10 protein-coding genes are annotated in these 16,801 nt (G+C 48.8%); 6 read left to right on the forward strand and 4 right to left on the reverse strand.

The window, feature by feature from the left end; genetic code table 11:
* The first annotated feature begins 107 nt into the window (after nt 1-107).
* Both PKI34_07690 and PKI34_07695 read left to right on the forward strand, forming a co-directional pair.
* Nucleotides 108-3,041, forward strand: coding sequence for an insulinase family protein (locus PKI34_07690; GenBank protein ID HNS17685.1), 2,934 nt, complete (start codon nt 108-110; stop codon nt 3,039-3,041).
* A gap of 8 nt (nt 3,042-3,049) precedes the next feature.
* Nucleotides 3,050-4,714 (forward strand): radical SAM protein, encoded by a 1,665-nt coding sequence (locus tag PKI34_07695; GenBank protein HNS17686.1) that lies wholly within the window; start codon nt 3,050-3,052, stop codon nt 4,712-4,714.
* A gap of 24 nt (nt 4,715-4,738) precedes the next feature.
* Here the strand turns inward: PKI34_07695 and PKI34_07700 are convergent, their stop codons facing one another.
* Both PKI34_07700 and PKI34_07705 read right to left on the reverse strand, forming a co-directional pair.
* Entirely contained in the window at nt 4,739-6,205 is a 1,467-nt protein-coding gene (locus PKI34_07700; GenBank protein ID HNS17687.1) for a glycosyltransferase family 39 protein, read from the reverse strand.
* A 177-nt stretch (nt 6,206-6,382) separates the two neighbouring features.
* The gene (locus PKI34_07705) at nt 6,383-7,978 is read right to left on the reverse strand and encodes a M14 family metallopeptidase (GenBank protein HNS17688.1); all 1,596 of its coding nucleotides are present in this window, start codon (nt 7,976-7,978) and stop codon (nt 6,383-6,385) included.
* Between the two features lie 102 nt (nt 7,979-8,080).
* Here PKI34_07705 and PKI34_07710 point away from each other — a divergent pair, with 102 nt between their 5' ends.
* The 4 genes from PKI34_07710 (at nt 8,081) to PKI34_07725 (ending at nt 13,304) form a co-directional block, all read left to right on the forward strand.
* Nucleotides 8,081-8,278, forward strand: coding sequence for a hypothetical protein (locus PKI34_07710; protein HNS17689.1), 198 nt, complete (start codon nt 8,081-8,083; stop codon nt 8,276-8,278).
* A gap of 515 nt (nt 8,279-8,793) precedes the next feature.
* Nucleotides 8,794-9,144 (forward strand): carboxypeptidase-like regulatory domain-containing protein, encoded by a 351-nt coding sequence (locus tag PKI34_07715; GenBank protein HNS17690.1) that lies wholly within the window; start codon nt 8,794-8,796, stop codon nt 9,142-9,144.
* Nucleotides 9,145-9,245: 101 nt separating this feature from the next.
* Complete coding sequence (locus tag PKI34_07720; protein ID HNS17691.1) at nt 9,246-10,979, forward strand: Na/Pi cotransporter family protein; 1,734 nt, start codon at nt 9,246-9,248, stop codon at nt 10,977-10,979.
* 72 nt (nt 10,980-11,051) lie between these two features.
* Nucleotides 11,052-13,304 carry an inorganic phosphate transporter gene (locus tag PKI34_07725; GenBank protein HNS17692.1) on the forward strand — a complete coding sequence of 751 codons (2,253 nt, stop codon included), beginning with the start codon at nt 11,052-11,054 and terminating at the stop codon, nt 13,302-13,304.
* Nucleotides 13,305-13,353: 49 nt separating this feature from the next.
* Here the strand turns inward: PKI34_07725 and PKI34_07730 are convergent, their stop codons facing one another.
* Both PKI34_07730 and PKI34_07735 read right to left on the reverse strand, forming a co-directional pair.
* Nucleotides 13,354-13,809 (reverse strand): toxin-antitoxin system YwqK family antitoxin, encoded by a 456-nt coding sequence (locus PKI34_07730; protein HNS17693.1) that lies wholly within the window; start codon nt 13,807-13,809, stop codon nt 13,354-13,356.
* Between the two features lie 52 nt (nt 13,810-13,861).
* Nucleotides 13,862-16,759, reverse strand: a complete 2,898-nt coding sequence (locus tag PKI34_07735; protein ID HNS17694.1) for a TonB-dependent receptor — start codon at nt 16,757-16,759, stop codon at nt 13,862-13,864.
* Nucleotides 16,760-16,801 lie beyond the last annotated feature (42 nt).

Here is a 16,801-nt window from a genome sequence, read left to right on the forward strand (position 1 = left end):
ACCCCTGTGAGCAGCTTGGAGTCACGACCTGCCGTCGGGATCTCGCTGCGCTCGGCTTGCAGCTAACGGAAAAGCATCCGGCATCAACACTATCAAATTTAATCCATATGAAAAAACTCAGCCTTATTTCGATTTTGCTGGTCCTGATGGGACTCTACTCCTTCACCAGCGATAAGTACACGACCGAAACCAGAACGGACAGCAACGGTTATTCGTATCAGATCGTGACCAACGATCCGCTGAATGCACGAGTCTATACTCTGGACAACGGCCTGAAGGTCTACCTTTCGGTCAATAAAGATCAGCCCAGGATTCAAACACTGATCCCCATCCGGGCCGGCTCAACATCCGATCCGGTGGAAACCACCGGGCTGGCTCATTATTTTGAACATATGATGTTCAAGGGTACACAGCAAATAGGAACCACCGACTGGGAGCAGGAATCAATGCTGTTACAACAGATCTCCGACCTTTTTGAGGAGCATCGTGCCACCAACGATCCTGTACAGAAGCTGGCGATCTATCACAAAATCGACAGCCTGTCGCAGCTCTCGGCGCACTATGTGGCCACCAACGAATACGATAAGCTCGTATCCAGCCTGGGGGCAAAGAACACCAACGCGGGCACTTCGTACGACATGACCGTTTACATCAACGACATCCCTTCCAATGATCTGGAAAAATGGATCCGGCTGGAAAGCGAGCGGTTCAGTGATGTGGTCCTGCGTTTGTTCCACACCGAGCTGGAAACGGTCTATGAAGAATACAATATGTACAACGACATGGATGACAGCCGGGCATCCAATGCCATGATGGAGGGTTTGTTCCCCACTCATCCTTACGGCAGGGATGTGATCGGCCTACCCGAACACATTAAAAATCCATCCATGGTGAACATCTATGATTTCTACCATACGTTCTACGTACCGAATAATATGGCCATTGTTCTTTCAGGTGATCTGGATCCGGATAGGACCATTCAACTTATTAACCAGTACTTCGGGGGTAAAAAACCCTCCAAATTACCGGTCATCATCCAACCTGTTGAAGAACCCATCACGAGGCCTGTCGTGAAAGAGATCCACGGCCCGGATGCCGAATCGGTCAACCTTGCCTTTCGCTTCGGAGGATTTAACTCGGCCGACAGGAAATATGTGACCCTGCTCGATCAGATGCTTAGCAACAGCCAGGCGGGATTGATCGACCTTGACCTGAACCAGCAACAAAAGGTGCTCAGGGCAGGCTCCTATGGACAATTTCTGATGGATTACGGAATCCATCAGTTTTACGGGACACCCCGCGAAGGACAGACACTTGAAGAGGTGAAAGACCTCCTGCTGGGAGAAATAGAAAAAGTAAAGAAAGGGGAGTTCGACGACTGGATGCTGGAAGCCGTGATCAACGACTTCCGCCTCAATGAAATCCGGCGGGAAGAAAGCAACGCCTCCCGTGCCTTTACGCTTGTTTCGGGCTTTATCAATGGGACTGACCGTGAAACACAGCTGTCGTTTATCGATGAAATGGAAAAAATCACGAAAGAAGAGCTTGTCAAATTCGTCAATGATCATTATAAGGACAACTACGTGGTTGTTTATAAACGGCTGGGCGAAAAGGATGCAGTGGAAAAAGTGGAAAAACCTCCCATCACACCTGTGCCGGTCAACCGTGACCTGCAATCTGAATTTGCAAAAGAATTCATTAAAATCCCTGCAACGGAAATCAAACCTGTATTCCTTGACTTTGAAAAAGAAATTGCCAGGGAAACGCTAAGCGAAGGAGTGGAATTTTATTATATGAAAAATCCCACCAATGAATTGTTCAGTTTGAATTATATCATTGATATGGGAAAGAACCATGACCTCAACCTCCCGATTGCCGTCAATTATCTGCCCTACCTGGGTACCGATCAATATTCGCCTGCCGACCTGCAGAAGGAATTCTTCCGTTATGGCCTGCAAATGGGCGTCAGCGCAGGGGATGAAAGGTCCTATATCTCCATTACCGGACTTCAAAAATCATTCGACAAAGGAGTGGAGTTGCTGGAACACGTCCTTTCAAGTGTCCAACCCGATCCAGCAGCCTACCAGGAATATGTGAAGGGTATTCTGAAAGACAGGGCCGACAATAAGCTGAACAGCAACACCATACTCTGGGGCGCCCTGTTCAATTATGGTAAATATGGCCCGGTTTCCCCCTTTACAGATATCCTGGACGAGGAAACGTTGAAGGCCATCAATCCTGCCGTACTGACCAATCTGATCAAGGAGATCTATGAATATAAACATAAAATTTTCTATTATGGGCAGGAAGAACCTGGCAAAGTCAAAGAAACGGTGAATATCCATCATAAAGTGGCCAAAACCCTGAAAGAATATCCACAACCGGTTCAGTACCCCGAACTGGAAACCAAACAGAACCAGGTCTATTTTGTCAACTACGACATGACCCAGGTCAACCTGCTGCTGGTTTCGAAAGATCAGCCTTTCGATAAATCCCTTTATCCGGCAGCACGATTGTTTGGAGAGTATTTTGGCTCTGGCCTTTCTTCGATCGTTTTCCAGGAGATCAGGGAGGCAAGGGGACTGGCCTATTCAGCATTCGCCGCTTATGCAATGGCTAACAAGCCCGACCGCGGTAATTTTAATTATGCTTTTGTGGGCACACAGGCAGATAAACTAATGGAGGCCACCAACACCATGCTGGGATTAATGAATGAAATGCCCCGGGCGGAGATTCAGTTTGACATGGCAAAAGGGTCGATCATCAAGCAGTTGAATTCCGAACGTATCATCAAAGCCCAGGTGTTCTGGACATACCTGTCGAACCTCGACAGGGGCATTTCCTATGACATCAGAAAAGACATCTACGATAACGTTCAAAAGATGACACTCGATGACCTTAATGCCTTTTTTGATCAGCATATCAAAGGGAAGAATTACACCTACCTGGTCCTGGGCAAGAAAGGTGATGTCAGGCTTGACCTGCTGGAAAAGATCGGCCCGGTGAAAGAGCTTACACTGGAAGAAATCTTCAACTATTAGTCAACCGCATGGCAAAAACGGTTGCGGTCATCGCACCCATGGTGGATGTAACCCAGTACCACCTCGACCTGGCCCTCAGGCTGAAGACCAGCAACCGTGAGCTGACCCTGGCAACCCTGCAGGAACTGATGCAGAACGGATTTAGGTACGAAAGGCTGCCGGCCGTACCCTCCAAACGGGATATGATGCCGGCAGCCGGCTTTTACCTGACCGGACTGCTCCGTGAACAGGGGTACCAGACCGTGACTACCTATCAGTGCTCCGACACCGAACTGAAACGGCTGGCTGATGCCGATCCGTTTGCCATCTGCCTTTCGACCACCATGATCCTGAGCACGGATTCGCTGAAACAGATCGTGCTGGATATCCGCCGACATATGCCTGACATTCCCCTGATCGCCGGAGGTATCTTTGTCTGGAAAAGCTATCAGTTCCTTGCCTTTCACCAGGATCAGCCCGACAACACGGGAGACAGCAATCCGCTGTTGTTCAGCATCCCGGCGACAGACATTCCGGCAGACGTTTTTGTGGTGTCGCCCCACGGAAGGAAGCCTTTGCTTGAGATCCTCACTGTACTTTCACAGGGGAAAAAGTCGGATCTGACCCATATCCCCAACCTTGCCCTTCCTCAACCCGACGGAACCTGCCATTTCACCAACCGGTATGATGAACTGGTCAACTATGACCGGGATTTCACCCGCTGGGATCTGCTCGACGACCTGCCTGAACAGGTCCCTGTGAGAACCTCGGTCGGATGCCCGTTCCGGTGCCGTTACTGCGATTTCTACCAGCTCTATCCACAGATCTTCATACGCTCAAAAGAAAGCCTGATGGCCGAGCTGAGCATGATCCGGCAACGGGCCGGCGGCAAACCGTTCATCCTTCACCCGACCGACGACAATGTCTTCATCAATGCCCGGAGAGTACACGAGGTCACGGAAGCGTTCATCGAGTCGGGAATAAAACAATGGATCGGGTTTATGCGGGCTTCATCGGTCAACGAAGAGAACATAGAAACCATCAGACGGTCGGGGCTGTTGATCTCGCTTCTGGGGATCGAATCCGGGGATAAAGGACAGCTCCGGAGAATGAATAAATCGCAGAACCTGGAAACTGCCAGGCGTGGCATCGAAATCCTTGACCGGAACGGAATTACGGCACTGATGACTTTCATTGTGGGATATCCCGGAGAGACCAGTGAAACGATCAACCAAACCGCTCAGTTTCTGAATGATCTTGACATTGGCCTGGCTTCCTCCAGTTACCTGCTGTTCCCGCTGATCATCTCCCCCTTTTCCGACCTGGCCCGAAGGGAGTTCCGGGATCAATGGCACATAAAGGGCTATGTTGACCGGTGGTCACATTACACCATGAACTCGGATGAGACGACTGATTACGGATATGAGCTGTTTAAACAGGTAACCCGTGTTCCCTATCATTACACAGAAGAACGAACCCACCAGAACCGGGTGTTGTTCGATGATGATCAGCGCCGGCAATTATTCCGTCTCCGGCAGCAGCTGACCATTGCATTTCTTGAGCAGGCGTCCTGGAAAAACATTCAGGGGATCTTGACAGAAATGGCCCGGGTAATGAGGCTGGTGGCGCAGGACATTCCTGATGAATTTCAGCACGAGGTCCTGTTTGACAGAAACATGATCCGGCAAACCTGATCCAGGGAAACGAAGGACCGGCATTCACATCTTTCTCCTGTATAGTTCCATCTTTTCACTGAATTTCTGCTCAAGCGTGTAGTGTTCATTTAGAAAAGGATACAACCAGTCAATGCTATTCCGCCCTTTTCTTTGAATGAGAACGTACACCGGTTTCTGATCGCTGATCCGCTGAAATTCCTTGTTAAGATCCAGGTTCAGGGCCTGCCTGTGGTTCGGAGAGGTCAGAAGCGACGGGTGAACGTAAGGTGTCGGGCAATCCTTCTCCAGCAGGTAATAGAGTACGTGAAAATGATTGGCTACGTAAAGCACATCCTCAGGCTGAAGCCTGAGATGGAGATAAGCAGCTATCTGCCGGGGCGTATCTTTTTTACCCGCATGGTCGCGGATTGAGAACGAGATGATCACCAGGCAGAAAACTGTAAAAATGATCCACCCGGTTGTGCCCCTTGTCAGCCGTTCAAGTAACCGGGGTAACTGATGGTCGGGATGAAAGAAAGTCCCGGCCAGAAGACTGACCGGTAACATGACCTGGATCCAGTAATGATTGAATGTATTGCCCGGTACAAGGATTCCAATGCTGACCAGAACCACCCAGAGCAGCGATAAAAGGTACAGGTCTTTCCCGATGTGTTGATGCAGGGACCGGTTGAAGAGCGAATAAAAATAGAAAAAGAAAACCGGAAGAAAATAGCCCATGAATCCGAGCACGAACAAGGCCATCTGGCCTGGAACGAACTCCCTGGGGTACCTCGCGACAGCGCCATAGGTGATCTCTGCAAACTCCTGAAAATATCCCGTAACATAATAGTATAGGTTCACACACAGGAAAGGTAACATAAACCCTGTTACAGCCGTGGACAGCTTCAGGAGCAGCGAGCCAGGAGGTTTCCGGGGTTGATTCCTGAAAAATCGCCAGGTGAAAAACAGCAGAAAGGCAATAAGATCAAAGAGAACGACATATTTTATGATGAAGCCGGTACCCATCAGGAGTCCGGCAACCGCGTAATTCAGCCAGTGATCGCGGTTAACGAAAACATATAAAGCACTGATTGTGAATAGGTTAAAAAATATTTCAATGTCAGGTGAAATGCCGAAGCCGGACCATGTTGACAGAAAAAGGATATAGATCGTGCCACTGGCAACGGCAACGCGGTCGTTGGAGGTGAACCGAAGACTTGTTTTGAAAACGATGAACGAGGATACGGCTATTAAAAGTGCAGGAAGCAACCGCATGATAACGATGGAATGTCCGAAAAGCCACTGAAACAGGGCATAGATCAGGAAAATCCCGGGAGGCTTGATGTCGATCAGATCAACATAGAGCACCTTTCCTTCCAGCATTTCGCGGGCAATCTCCAGGTAGGTTGATTCATCGTGGTTCAGCACACTGGGGAAAAAGCTGAAAAAGCGGAGCGCAACCGAAAGAATGACAAAGAACAAAAACACTCCTGCCTGCCGGTCGAGGATCCTTTTACTATTGAGGTTCATGTTGATTTTTCCATATACCTCACCCCCCGGCGAGGTTGTGTCAAAAGTGGTTTTTAAACACAAAGGTACACAAAGTATTTTTAATAAGGAACACTAAGTAGTTGACTGTCATGTATTTTCCTTTGTGTTACTTTGTGGTTAAGTATTTTTGACACACCCCCGAGAAAGGGGGTGAGGTTATTTCTCAATGATCCTGTACACCGGATACGGATAATATCCTCTTCCCCACTGCGGTACCAGGTACCGGTCGAAAAAGTTCCACAACAGCATGCTGTCATCCGACTCGGGTTCCAGCAAATATGCGGCAAGTTTCCCCAGTGGTTGTGAAGTGGAAATAAAGATTGTTCCGGCCGGGAAGGTTTTCGTTTCCTGCTTGTATTCTCCTTTTACCCTGTTAGTATAATGTCCCTGGTTCAACCGTTCGAAGGGTTTTAATTCGCTGATGATAAAGCTTTCCACCCGGAAAAAGGCCGAATCCTCCAGGTGGCTGAACCGGATGCCATGGATCCGCAACAAATCCAGGACATGATGATCATTAATGGTTAAGGCATACCCAGATGGCAGTGCAATGCTGCGGGTAGGGTAATAATCGGCAAAGAAAGGAACCGTGACGGTCACCTTGTTGTCGGTACGAATGTAATAAGGCCAGACATTCGGCTCCGGATTGGGGGCAACTTCATAGGCGTGGATCGTCACCTTTTCAGGTGTGGGCCTGGCCTCATACTCCAGTGCGAAAGAATCAGCGGGGAGCGGATGGTTTTCCCGGAGGAGCATTTCAGCATCCACCGTATGGATCAGCTCTTTGATCTTCGCACCATTTTCTGCCGTATAATCCAGGATGGACCGAAGCAGGGCATAGCATCCCATCACCCGGGTCGTGTAATCCGCATAAACGTAATTTTCGTTCAGAATCCCCAGCCGGTTGCGCACACCCACATAATTCACCAGGTAACGGGGCTCTGAAGCATATGACTCCCATCCTTTTGAATAATCCCTGAAATCAATGAACTCACCGTAAAAAATATTATCCACGTCATAAACGGTCTTCAGCCTTTGGGAAATCCCAGGGCAGAGTTCATCGCGCATGAAATTGATCAATCTGCGTTCTCCGTTGGGATTCACCATCCAGTTGAACGTCACCGCTTCTTCGTGATAGGATCCGTTGGTGGTATGGCAGTCGACGGTGAGGGCCGGATCCCACCGGTTAAAGACCTGTGTGACGACACCCCTCATTTCCGGCGTTTCCAGCTTCATGGCATCCCGGTTCAGGTCAAGCATCTGACCGTTATACCGGAGCCCGACGCCATTTTGGGGACCGTTCTGATTGGTGCGGTTCCGGGTGCTGATCTTATCGTTGCCATCGGGATTCAGGTTCGGGCATATCAGTATGACCAGGTTCCTGAAATAGTTCGGATCATGTTCTTTCAACAGGTCCCGCGCCAGCATCAGGCTGGCTTCCTTTCCCTCCACCTCACCGGCATGGATGTTGGCCTGGAGGTAGACCACAAGCCTGTTGTCGGTCTTCAGGTCTTCAGGTCCGGCAGGCAGCGGATTGCCAATGACCAGCAATGGAACCAGTCTCCCTTCGACCGACAGGGCAAGGGTGTCCATTCTCACAAAGGGAGAGGTGGATGTGAGTTCACTGATAAAGCTCATCACCTCCGCATGGGTGGAGGTTGAGGTATAATCTGACCGCTCAGCGGTGGTTGTCTGGGAGTACGTAAAGGATACCTGGACAACCAAAAGAAAAAACATGATTCCAATGATTCTCATAAAAATGATTTGTGCTCAAAAGTAGTGAAATGCTTTGTAAAAATGCATTGGTTTGATTACTTCACTTTCAGTAAAATTAGGTACTTTTGTAAAAAAACAGCTATGGATGCGATTGTCATTCAAACCGACAGAAAAAATGCCAGAATCCTTAAAGAACTGGCCAGGAAATTAGGTGCAAAAGTATTCAATATAAATGAAGAACAATATGAGGATCTTGCAATGGGGCTTCTCATGGAGCGATCAAAAACCGGAGAAAGTGTGAGCCGTGATTCCATCTTAAAACAATTGGAAAAGAAATGACTGTTGAGTTCGATAAGTCATTTGAGAGGTCTTTAAGACGCATTCACAGTCAAGCAGTTCTAAGCCGGCTTAAGCAGATTGTCCTTCAAATTGAAACTACTTCCTTCCTCTCAGAAATCCCTAACATCAAAAAGCTTACTGGATTTTCTAATTATTACCGAATAAGGGTCGGGGATTATCGTATAGGTTTTGAAGTTGTCGATGCAACTACAATTCGGTTTATCTTAATTGCCCACAGAAGAGATATTTATAAGCTCTTCCCTTAATATGATCATGCTTAATTCAAATTTGGTATTCCCTTGATCAATCAGTTAGGAATTGTTGGAAAGCGTGGTAACTTTTATTTAAAAAGCATCGGTGCGAACTCGGAAAGATAAATGCGCAAGTTGGCCCAGGTGTGCCCGCCCCCACTTTGCCTGTCACCGGTTAACGATTTCTTAACAGAAGCTTAATTTGTTTTTAACGCATCTGCTGAATGCCCGGTATACCTTTGTACCGTTAAAAATTATAACCAGATGAAACAGATCACAGCTTTCGCTTTGTTTTTCCTCTTTCTCGGTATGTCAGCGGCTTTCGCCGATGGGGAAACCACCACAGCCCCTTCTGTCAAATCAGCAAAAATCGAAGGAAAGGTCCTTGATCTGTTGACGGGTGAAACGCTGACAGGTGTTGCTGTAATGATTAAAGGCACCGATCTGGTTTCCTACACCGACTTTGACGGGCATTATTCCTTCGGCAGCCTTAAACCCGGCACCTATCACCTCGTGGCATCGTACATTTCCTACAACAACAGTCTCATTGAGAATGTGGAACTTGATCCCGAGCTGACACGCGAGATCATTATACAGTTGCAGGCATCCAAATGATGCCACTGGTTCATACCCCGCATCATACCTGTTACAGGTAACCACTTTAATGCATATTTCCTTACTTTTACCGGTACATACCATAGTTGCATGATGTTTTGATGGACTGGTGGCAGATCATATTGCGGATCATGGGCCTGCTGGGCGCACTGGGTCTTTTTTTGTTTGGAATGAAGACCATGAGCGAGGCTCTCCAGCGCATGGCCGGTAAAAGAGTGAGAAACGTGATGTCGCGCCTGACCGCCAGCAGATTGAAGGGCATTCTGTCGGGCTTACTCATCACGGGCGTGGCCCAGTCTTCTTCTGCCATCACCGTGATGATCGTCACGTTTGTGAATGCCGGGCTGATCTCCCTGACACGGTCGGTACCCCTGATCATGGGTGCCAATATCGGGACCACGGTGACCTCCTGGCTGGTTGCCCTTTTCGGATTTACCCTCTCCATCCAGCAACTGTATCTGCCCCTCATCGGGGTCAGCCTGATCCTGCTGTTGTCTGCCAAAACATGGTATAAGGTATGGGGAGAATTCCTGATCGGCCTGGGAATCCTGTTCATTGGCCTGCAGTTCCTCAGGGAAAGTGTACCCGATTTCAACCAGTATCCCGAGACACTTGCCTTTCTGAGCAACTATACCAACCTGGGATACCTTTCGGTGATCCTTTTTACGCTCATTGGGATGCTCATAACGATGATCATCCAATCATCCAGTGCTACCATCACCCTTTTCCTGGTCCTGTGCTACAATGGTTCGGTTTCCTTTGAACTGGCCACTGCCATGGTTCTGGGGGCCAACATAGGTACCACCCTTACTGCCAACCTGGCTGCCATCGTCACCAACCACACAGCCAAACGGGCAGCCAGAATCCATTTCCTGTTCAATCTGACCGGTGCGCTCTGGTTCCTGATCCTTTTCAGACCACTCATCCACCTGATCGATCTGATCGTCATCCGATCCACCGGGCACTCCCTTCTGAAGTATGATCCTTCAGAATTAATTGAAATTCAATCGATCATGCCCCTGGTTCTTTCCGGGTTTCATACGTTCTTCAACTGCATCAACACCCTTGTCCAGGTGAACTTCATTCCTCTTCTGGAGAAATTGAGCGGCTACCTGGTCATAAAAAAAGAGGATAAGAAAGAGTCATTCTCGCTGCGCTATCTTTCAACAGGCCTCTCCTCCACGTCAGAAATTGCGATCGTTCAGGTAAAAATGGCCCTTGCCCGGTACGGACAGCAGATCGTTCATATGTTCAATTATATTCCGGAACTGTTATTGGAAAAGGAAGATACCAGATACTCCGATTTACTGAAAAAGATTTCTGTTGCCGAAGATAAAACCGATCAGATGGAAACAGAAATCACCGATTACCTGACCATGCTCGCAGAAGCTGAAGTGAGCCTGGCGACCTCCCGGAAAATAAAAGGGATGCTGACCATCGCCGGTGAAATGGAACAGATGGGAGATGACTGCTTCACAATGGCTCAGACCATTAAAACAAAGAACGAACAAAAGGTCTGGTTTACGCAGGAGATGCGTGACAACCTGTTTACGATGTTCGATCTGGTCAGAAAATCGCTTACCCTGATGCTGGACCACCTGGAAAGGGAGTCCGATTCAAGTGGCCTGGAGGCTGCCGTGGAATTGGAGGATCGGATCGATACATACTGCACCACCATCCGCCAGCAGCATCTGGATGAAGTCAGCCATCATAAATACAGCTATGCGGCCGGGAGTTACTATAACGAACTGATCATGATCTGTGAGTCCATCGGTGATCACGCCCTGAATGTATCCGAGTCATTGACCGGTAAAATACACAAGCCCAAAACTTAACATTAATTTAATATGTAAAACAAGTCAAATTGAGAGGGTTATGGTATTTTTGCCTGTCCTTTGCACGGTAAGATGGAACAATTCTACCTGATCCTGATCATAGTACTGTTCGTCCTGGCCTTCTCCGACCTCATCGTGGGAGTCAGCAACGACGCCGTCAACTTCCTCAATTCAGCCATCGGTTCAAAGGCAGCCCCTTTTCGAATCATCATGATCATCGCCTCCCTGGGTATCCTGACCGGGACGCTTTTTTCCGAAGGAATGATGGAAGTGGCGCGAAAAGGGATCATCCATCCCGAGCATTTTTACTTTTCCGAGGTGATCCTGATCTTCCTGGCGGTCATGATCACGGATGTCATCCTCCTGGATTTTTACAATACCTTCGGATTACCGACCTCAACCACGGTATCTCTGGTTTCCGAGCTGATCGGAGCTTCCGTTGCTGTGTCCATCATCAAGATCACTTCCAGTCCCGACAATGTTCAGTCCCTGGGGTACTATCTGAATTACGAAAGGGCGCTGACCATACTTACGGCGATCCTGGCCTCGGTTGCCATCGCCTTCACCATAGGTGCCCTGGTACAGTATATTACCCGGCTGATCTTCACCTTTAATTATAAAAAGAACCTCAAGTACTTCGGTTCTTTATGGGGAGGTCTGGCCATCACGCTGATCACCTATTTCATTGTCATTAAAGGGGCCAAAGGCGCCACCTTCATGACCAGTGAGACGGTTCTCTGGATAAAGGTCAACACCCCGATGCTGCTGCTGGTAAGCTTTGCCGGGTGGACCCTGCTGCTGCAGTTGCTCGCCTGGGTAGCGAAAATCAATATCCTGAGAGCCATCATCCTGGTAGGAACCTTTGCCCTGGCCCTGGCCTTTGCCAGCAACGACCTGGTGAACTTTATCGGGGTTCCCCTGGCCGGACTGACATCCTACCAGATTTATATGTCTAATCCCGGTGTACAGCCCGATACTTTTCTGATGGGTAAACTGGCTGAGGATGTGGATGTGAAAGCCTTTTTCCTGATCCTGGCAGGGATCGTTATGAGTGCAACACTCTGGGTTTCCAAAAAAGCACGTTCGGTGACCAAGACAGAGGTGGACCTGGGACGGCAAAATATTGGGGCCGAACGATTCAACTCAACCCTGTTTTCCAGGGCCATTGTCAGAGGTACAAGAAACATCGCCCATGGCATCGGCCGCTTTACGCCCGGAATCATAAAGAACAAAATAGAAAGCCGGTTTCAGGCATATCGGGAAGAAAACAGCAGCATCGCTCTAAAAGACCGGCCTTCCTTTGACCTGCTGAGGGCATCCGTCAACCTGGTGGTAGCCAGCACGCTGATCGCTTTTGGCACTTCCCTGAAACTGCCTTTGTCTACGACCTATGTGACCTTTATGGTCGCCATGGGCACCTCTCTGGCCGACAAGGCCTGGGGGCGCGAAAGTGCCGTGTACCGGGTGACCGGCGTGCTGACGGTCATTGGGGGATGGTTCATGACCGGCATCCTGGCCTTCACGTCCGCCTTGATCATGGCCTTCCTGATCCACTGGGGAGGGATAATTGCCATCGGCATCCTCTGCGTAATAGCCATATTCCTTGTGATCCGCACCCACAGGATCCATGTGCGCCGGTCACGGGAACGGGAAAAAATTGACCTGCTCTTCTCGCAGGAAGAAATGACCAACAAACAGGTCATCGAAGAATATACAGAAACCATTGTGAATTGTTACTCAACCATTCAGGACCTTTATCAGACAACCCTGACCGCCCTGAAAAAGGAGAACCTGAAAGAGCTAAAAAGTGCCAACCGGATCGTAACACAGCTCAACAGCGATACCAAAGATCTGAAGATCAACCTGCACCAGACCTTATCACGCCTGAACGAAGGGTCGTTTGAATCCGGATCGTACTATGTGCAGATCGTCGACGATATCCGGGACCTGGTGCATGCCATCACCTTCATTGTGAGGCCAGGTCTCGATCATGTGGACAATAACCACCAGGGACTCACCAATCCCCAGTCAGAGGATTTGAACGATGTCAAAAGCAGTCTTTTCCGATATTTTGAGCTTAGCCGCGAACTGATCAGCAGCCGTGCGGGATATGACCTCGCAACGGTCATTGATCTTCAGAATGAGATCCTGGGGAAAGTGGAAGAGGCTAAAAAACAACAGATCAAAAGGATCAAGAAGGCTGAGTCAGGGACCAAAAACAGCATCCTGTACCTGGCCATTCTTCAGGAAACAAAAAACCTATCGCTCATCACGTTCAGCCTTCTCAAATCCCACCGCGAGTTCATCAGGTCGATCAACCGGTAAACCGGAAAATCATGTATCCAACAGGCGACCGCCTGTTGGCCACAAACGATCAATAGCTTCTTTTACTGATCAACTCCCCGTTCTCATCCCAGCTGTACCATGTCCCCTTTTTATCCCCTTTGCGATAGAACATTTCATATCTCTTGGTGCCCTTGCTATCCCAGATCAACCAGTACCCGTCCTTGAGATTGTCCTTATAGTTGGCTTCCGCGGTTTTTTGTCCGTCTTCGTCCCAGGTAATCCATAGACCATCCTTCATTCCTTCCTTATACGCACGTTGCTCCCGGATCTGCCCGTTTTCAAAATAAAACAGGATCATGCCGTTCTCCAGACCGTCTTTCACATTGATCTCCGATTTCACAGTCCCATTCTCGTAATATTCCATATGCTTTCCGGAATAAAGCATACCGTTCTTGTAATAATATCCGTCTTTATGCTCCAGGGCCTGGCTGAACGAAACAGCGCTTATGAAAAGGAGTAAAATGGATATGTAACCTTGTTTCATCAGTACGTTTTTATGAATGCGAATATAAGGCAATTTATATATCCTTGTGGACTTAAAACAGGTTAAATCCGGCGTGCAACTGGATCGCCGTTCCCTGGTGTAATCGTGTATAATACTGATCCTTTGCATGATACGAACTAAAGACGGATTCTTTCTTATCACCAAGGATATTGTCAATTTTCAATCCTATCCGGATTCGTTTCTCTTTTCCAACTAACTGATTCATATTAAAATTCAGGCTGTGAAAAGGAACCGTGTAAATGTCGGGACGGTCGACGATCCCGACAATTTCCAGGGTTCGGCCCTGAACATTGTAAAACAGGCCGGCTTCAAAACCTTTAAGGAATCCTTTTTCATCTCCGTGATAAGTTATCCCTGCATTCACAATGAACGGTGCCTGCCCGGCCATCGAGCGATGATCCGTTACCTTCTGGCCAGTCCTTGCATTGGCCAGTCGTGATTCATACTCTGTCCTGCTGAGCTTTATCTGCGAATAGGTCCATGTGACATTTGCAAGAAAACTCAGGTTGTCCATCGCACCCGAAATGAATCCCAGGTTGTGGCGTACTTCAAGCTCGGCACCGGTCACCTGCCCATCACCAACATTCCGGGGCTGAAAGGCTCCCACCTGTGTGGCATACTGGACGATTTCAATGGGATGGATGAAATATTTGTAGAATGCCCCCAGCGAAAAGGTTTGCCCTCTTTCTCCAAGCCATTCCCACCTCAGATCTGCATTATGGATACCGGTACTTTCAAGGTTGCCCTCCCAGTACACGATCCCGCTTACATCGTCCGCATCACGGAACAGGCCGCCGATGAACACGCGCCCCGTGATCGGATCGAAGATCTCGGCATAGGAAAGCTCCTTGAACGAGGGACGGGCGATGGTCTTCGAGTAACTGAGCCGGAGGTTTTGTTGATCATTGATGGAATAGATCAGGTTCGCCGAGGGGAAAAATCCCAGGTCATCGATCACCCTGGTATTGTCAAGGATATTGTAACCCAGCTGATCCTGTCCTGTATAGTGCTGGGTGAACTTTTCGGAACGTAAACCCAAAATGGCTTTCAGGCGGTTCATAGGAGTCAGTTCCATGGACACAAACAAGCCGGTGTTCATGTTATTGGCGTCGAACTGGTTAGGATTGACCGGTATGAAAGGAGCCTCAAAGGTGGTCCCCCGGGTGGCACTTCCCTGATAGGGCCACAGATTTTCACTATAAAAGAGTTCATCCGGATTCCCGGTGAGCGGGATGTTACGGATGTTCAGCTGATAATTCCGGATCACATAGTCCCTGCTCTTATAGGTTGCCGAGCCGCCAAACCGTATGCTGGCCTTTTCGCCCAGAACCGTGAAGTTCTTTTCCGCATAAATGATTCCCGCCAGGTTATACTCATCCAGATCACGCCAGATACGCTCGGGGAAACCGGATTCGGTTCCGATCTGATAATTCTCACCCCGGATCTCATACCGTGTGAACCGGATATCCGGATCTTCTATCCTGGAAAGGGTGGGCGAGATTTTCCATTCGAATTGCCAGGCATTGTCCCTGAAAAAGTGTTTTCCGTTCAGAATCAGGTTGGTGAGCGAGCGCTGGCTGTATTCAAGATTATGCTGGATCCCCTCAAAATAGGATCCCTGATCAGCGTTTGAATAATCGAATATACCGGCTTTCGACTCGCCGTTTTGCAGGTGCGTGATGTTCAGCCGTATCTTTGAATGCTGCGATTTCATGGCCACACCGGCCAGTGCACCCCAGAGAACAGCTTTCACTCCAAAGTTACCCGTTTGATATTCCCGCATATCCATTTCCATCACGTCAGGATCTCCCGACAGGCCATACCGTCCGTATTCGGCCTGCTGATAATATTCGCTGGTACTCTTATACGAAATGGCAGCGTTATATCCCCAGGTCAATTTTCCCCCTGTGGTCTGGTTCCCGAAGGATGCACCCAGGCTATAATCCATTAAACTCTTCTTTACGGAAGCCGAAAGAGTCGGATTGAATCCTTCGAGGATCTCACGGTAACGGATTCCCTTTTCCCCATAGGGATCACCAACCACTTCGGTAAAAAGGGGAATGTTTTCAGTGGCCGGTATCCTGCGGGTCCCATCATCATATCCCAGAAAGTCCGTTTTTCCACCTTTATAATAAAGATAGTCAGGGTTAAAATGCATGGAGGGGTTGATGCCAATGCTGACCGAAAGGTCTGCTGTCCTTTCCTCAGGAAAATCCCTGGTGGAGATGTCGACTACTCCTCCGGTGAAATCGGCCGGCAAATCGGCAGTAAAGGATTTTATCACCAGGATGTTATCGATCACCGAGGTCGGGAAAAGATCCATCTGCAACGTATTTCGGTCGGGATCAAGGCCGGGAATATCCATCCCGTTGAGGGTGGTTTTCGTATACCGGTCACCAAGTCCTCGAACATAAACATACTTTCCCCCTTCCACCGAAACACCTGTTACGCGTTTCATGGAGGACGCCGCGTCCGAATCGCCCATTCTTCGGAAGCCGGCTGCCGATATGCCATCAATGACATTGGCCGATCTGTGCTTCATGGTCAGCAGGGCGGTTTCCGAATTTCGCAGCATGTCAGCCGTAATCACCACTTCCGATAGCTCCAGGGTCACCTCTTTCAGCCTGATGTTATCCAGCAGGCTTACTTTATCCGCCGTTACCATCAGATCCCGAACAAACAGGGTTTCATATGAAATGAAAGAAAACCTGACCGTATAATGGCCAGGCAGTACCTTTATGTTAAATTTCCCGTCAAAATCAGTCATGGTTCCAGTGGTGGTTCCTTCCAGCAGGACGGTCACGCCAGGCAGTGATTCACCGGTTCCGTCATCGAAGACAGTACCCCGGATGAAGCCGTTCTGAGCAGTGAGCCATTGGGTCAACAGCAATAAAGCGGTGAAAAGGCTGATCTTATTATAAAACATCATAGTTGGCTTTCTATAAAGAAGAAATCCCGCAGGTGTTGAAAC

This window comes from Bacteroidales bacterium, assembly GCA_035342335.1.
Classification (GTDB): Bacteria; Bacteroidota; Bacteroidia; order Bacteroidales; family JAGONC01; genus JAGONC01.

What these genes read in the sequence shown, in the direction of transcription:
- PKI34_07695 (HNS17686.1), top strand. Translation starts at nt 3,050, where the DNA reads ATGGCAAAAACGGTTGCGGTCATCGCACCCATGGTGGATGTAACCCAG.
- PKI34_07720 (HNS17691.1), top strand. Translation starts at nt 9,246, where the DNA reads ATGGACTGGTGGCAGATCATATTGCGGATCATGGGCCTGCTGGGCGCA.
- PKI34_07705 (HNS17688.1), bottom strand. Translation starts at nt 7,978, where the DNA reads ATGAGAATCATTGGAATCATGTTTTTTCTTTTGGTTGTCCAGGTATCC.
- PKI34_07730 (HNS17693.1), bottom strand. Translation starts at nt 13,809, where the DNA reads ATGAAACAAGGTTACATATCCATTTTACTCCTTTTCATAAGCGCTGTT.
- PKI34_07700 (HNS17687.1), bottom strand. Translation starts at nt 6,205, where the DNA reads ATGAACCTCAATAGTAAAAGGATCCTCGACCGGCAGGCAGGAGTGTTT.
- PKI34_07735 (HNS17694.1), bottom strand. Translation starts at nt 16,759, where the DNA reads ATGATGTTTTATAATAAGATCAGCCTTTTCACCGCTTTATTGCTGTTG.
- PKI34_07715 (HNS17690.1), top strand. Translation starts at nt 8,794, where the DNA reads ATGAAACAGATCACAGCTTTCGCTTTGTTTTTCCTCTTTCTCGGTATG.
- PKI34_07710 (HNS17689.1), top strand. Translation starts at nt 8,081, where the DNA reads ATGGATGCGATTGTCATTCAAACCGACAGAAAAAATGCCAGAATCCTT.
- PKI34_07690 (HNS17685.1), top strand. Translation starts at nt 108, where the DNA reads ATGAAAAAACTCAGCCTTATTTCGATTTTGCTGGTCCTGATGGGACTC.
- PKI34_07725 (HNS17692.1), top strand. Translation starts at nt 11,052, where the DNA reads ATGGAACAATTCTACCTGATCCTGATCATAGTACTGTTCGTCCTGGCC.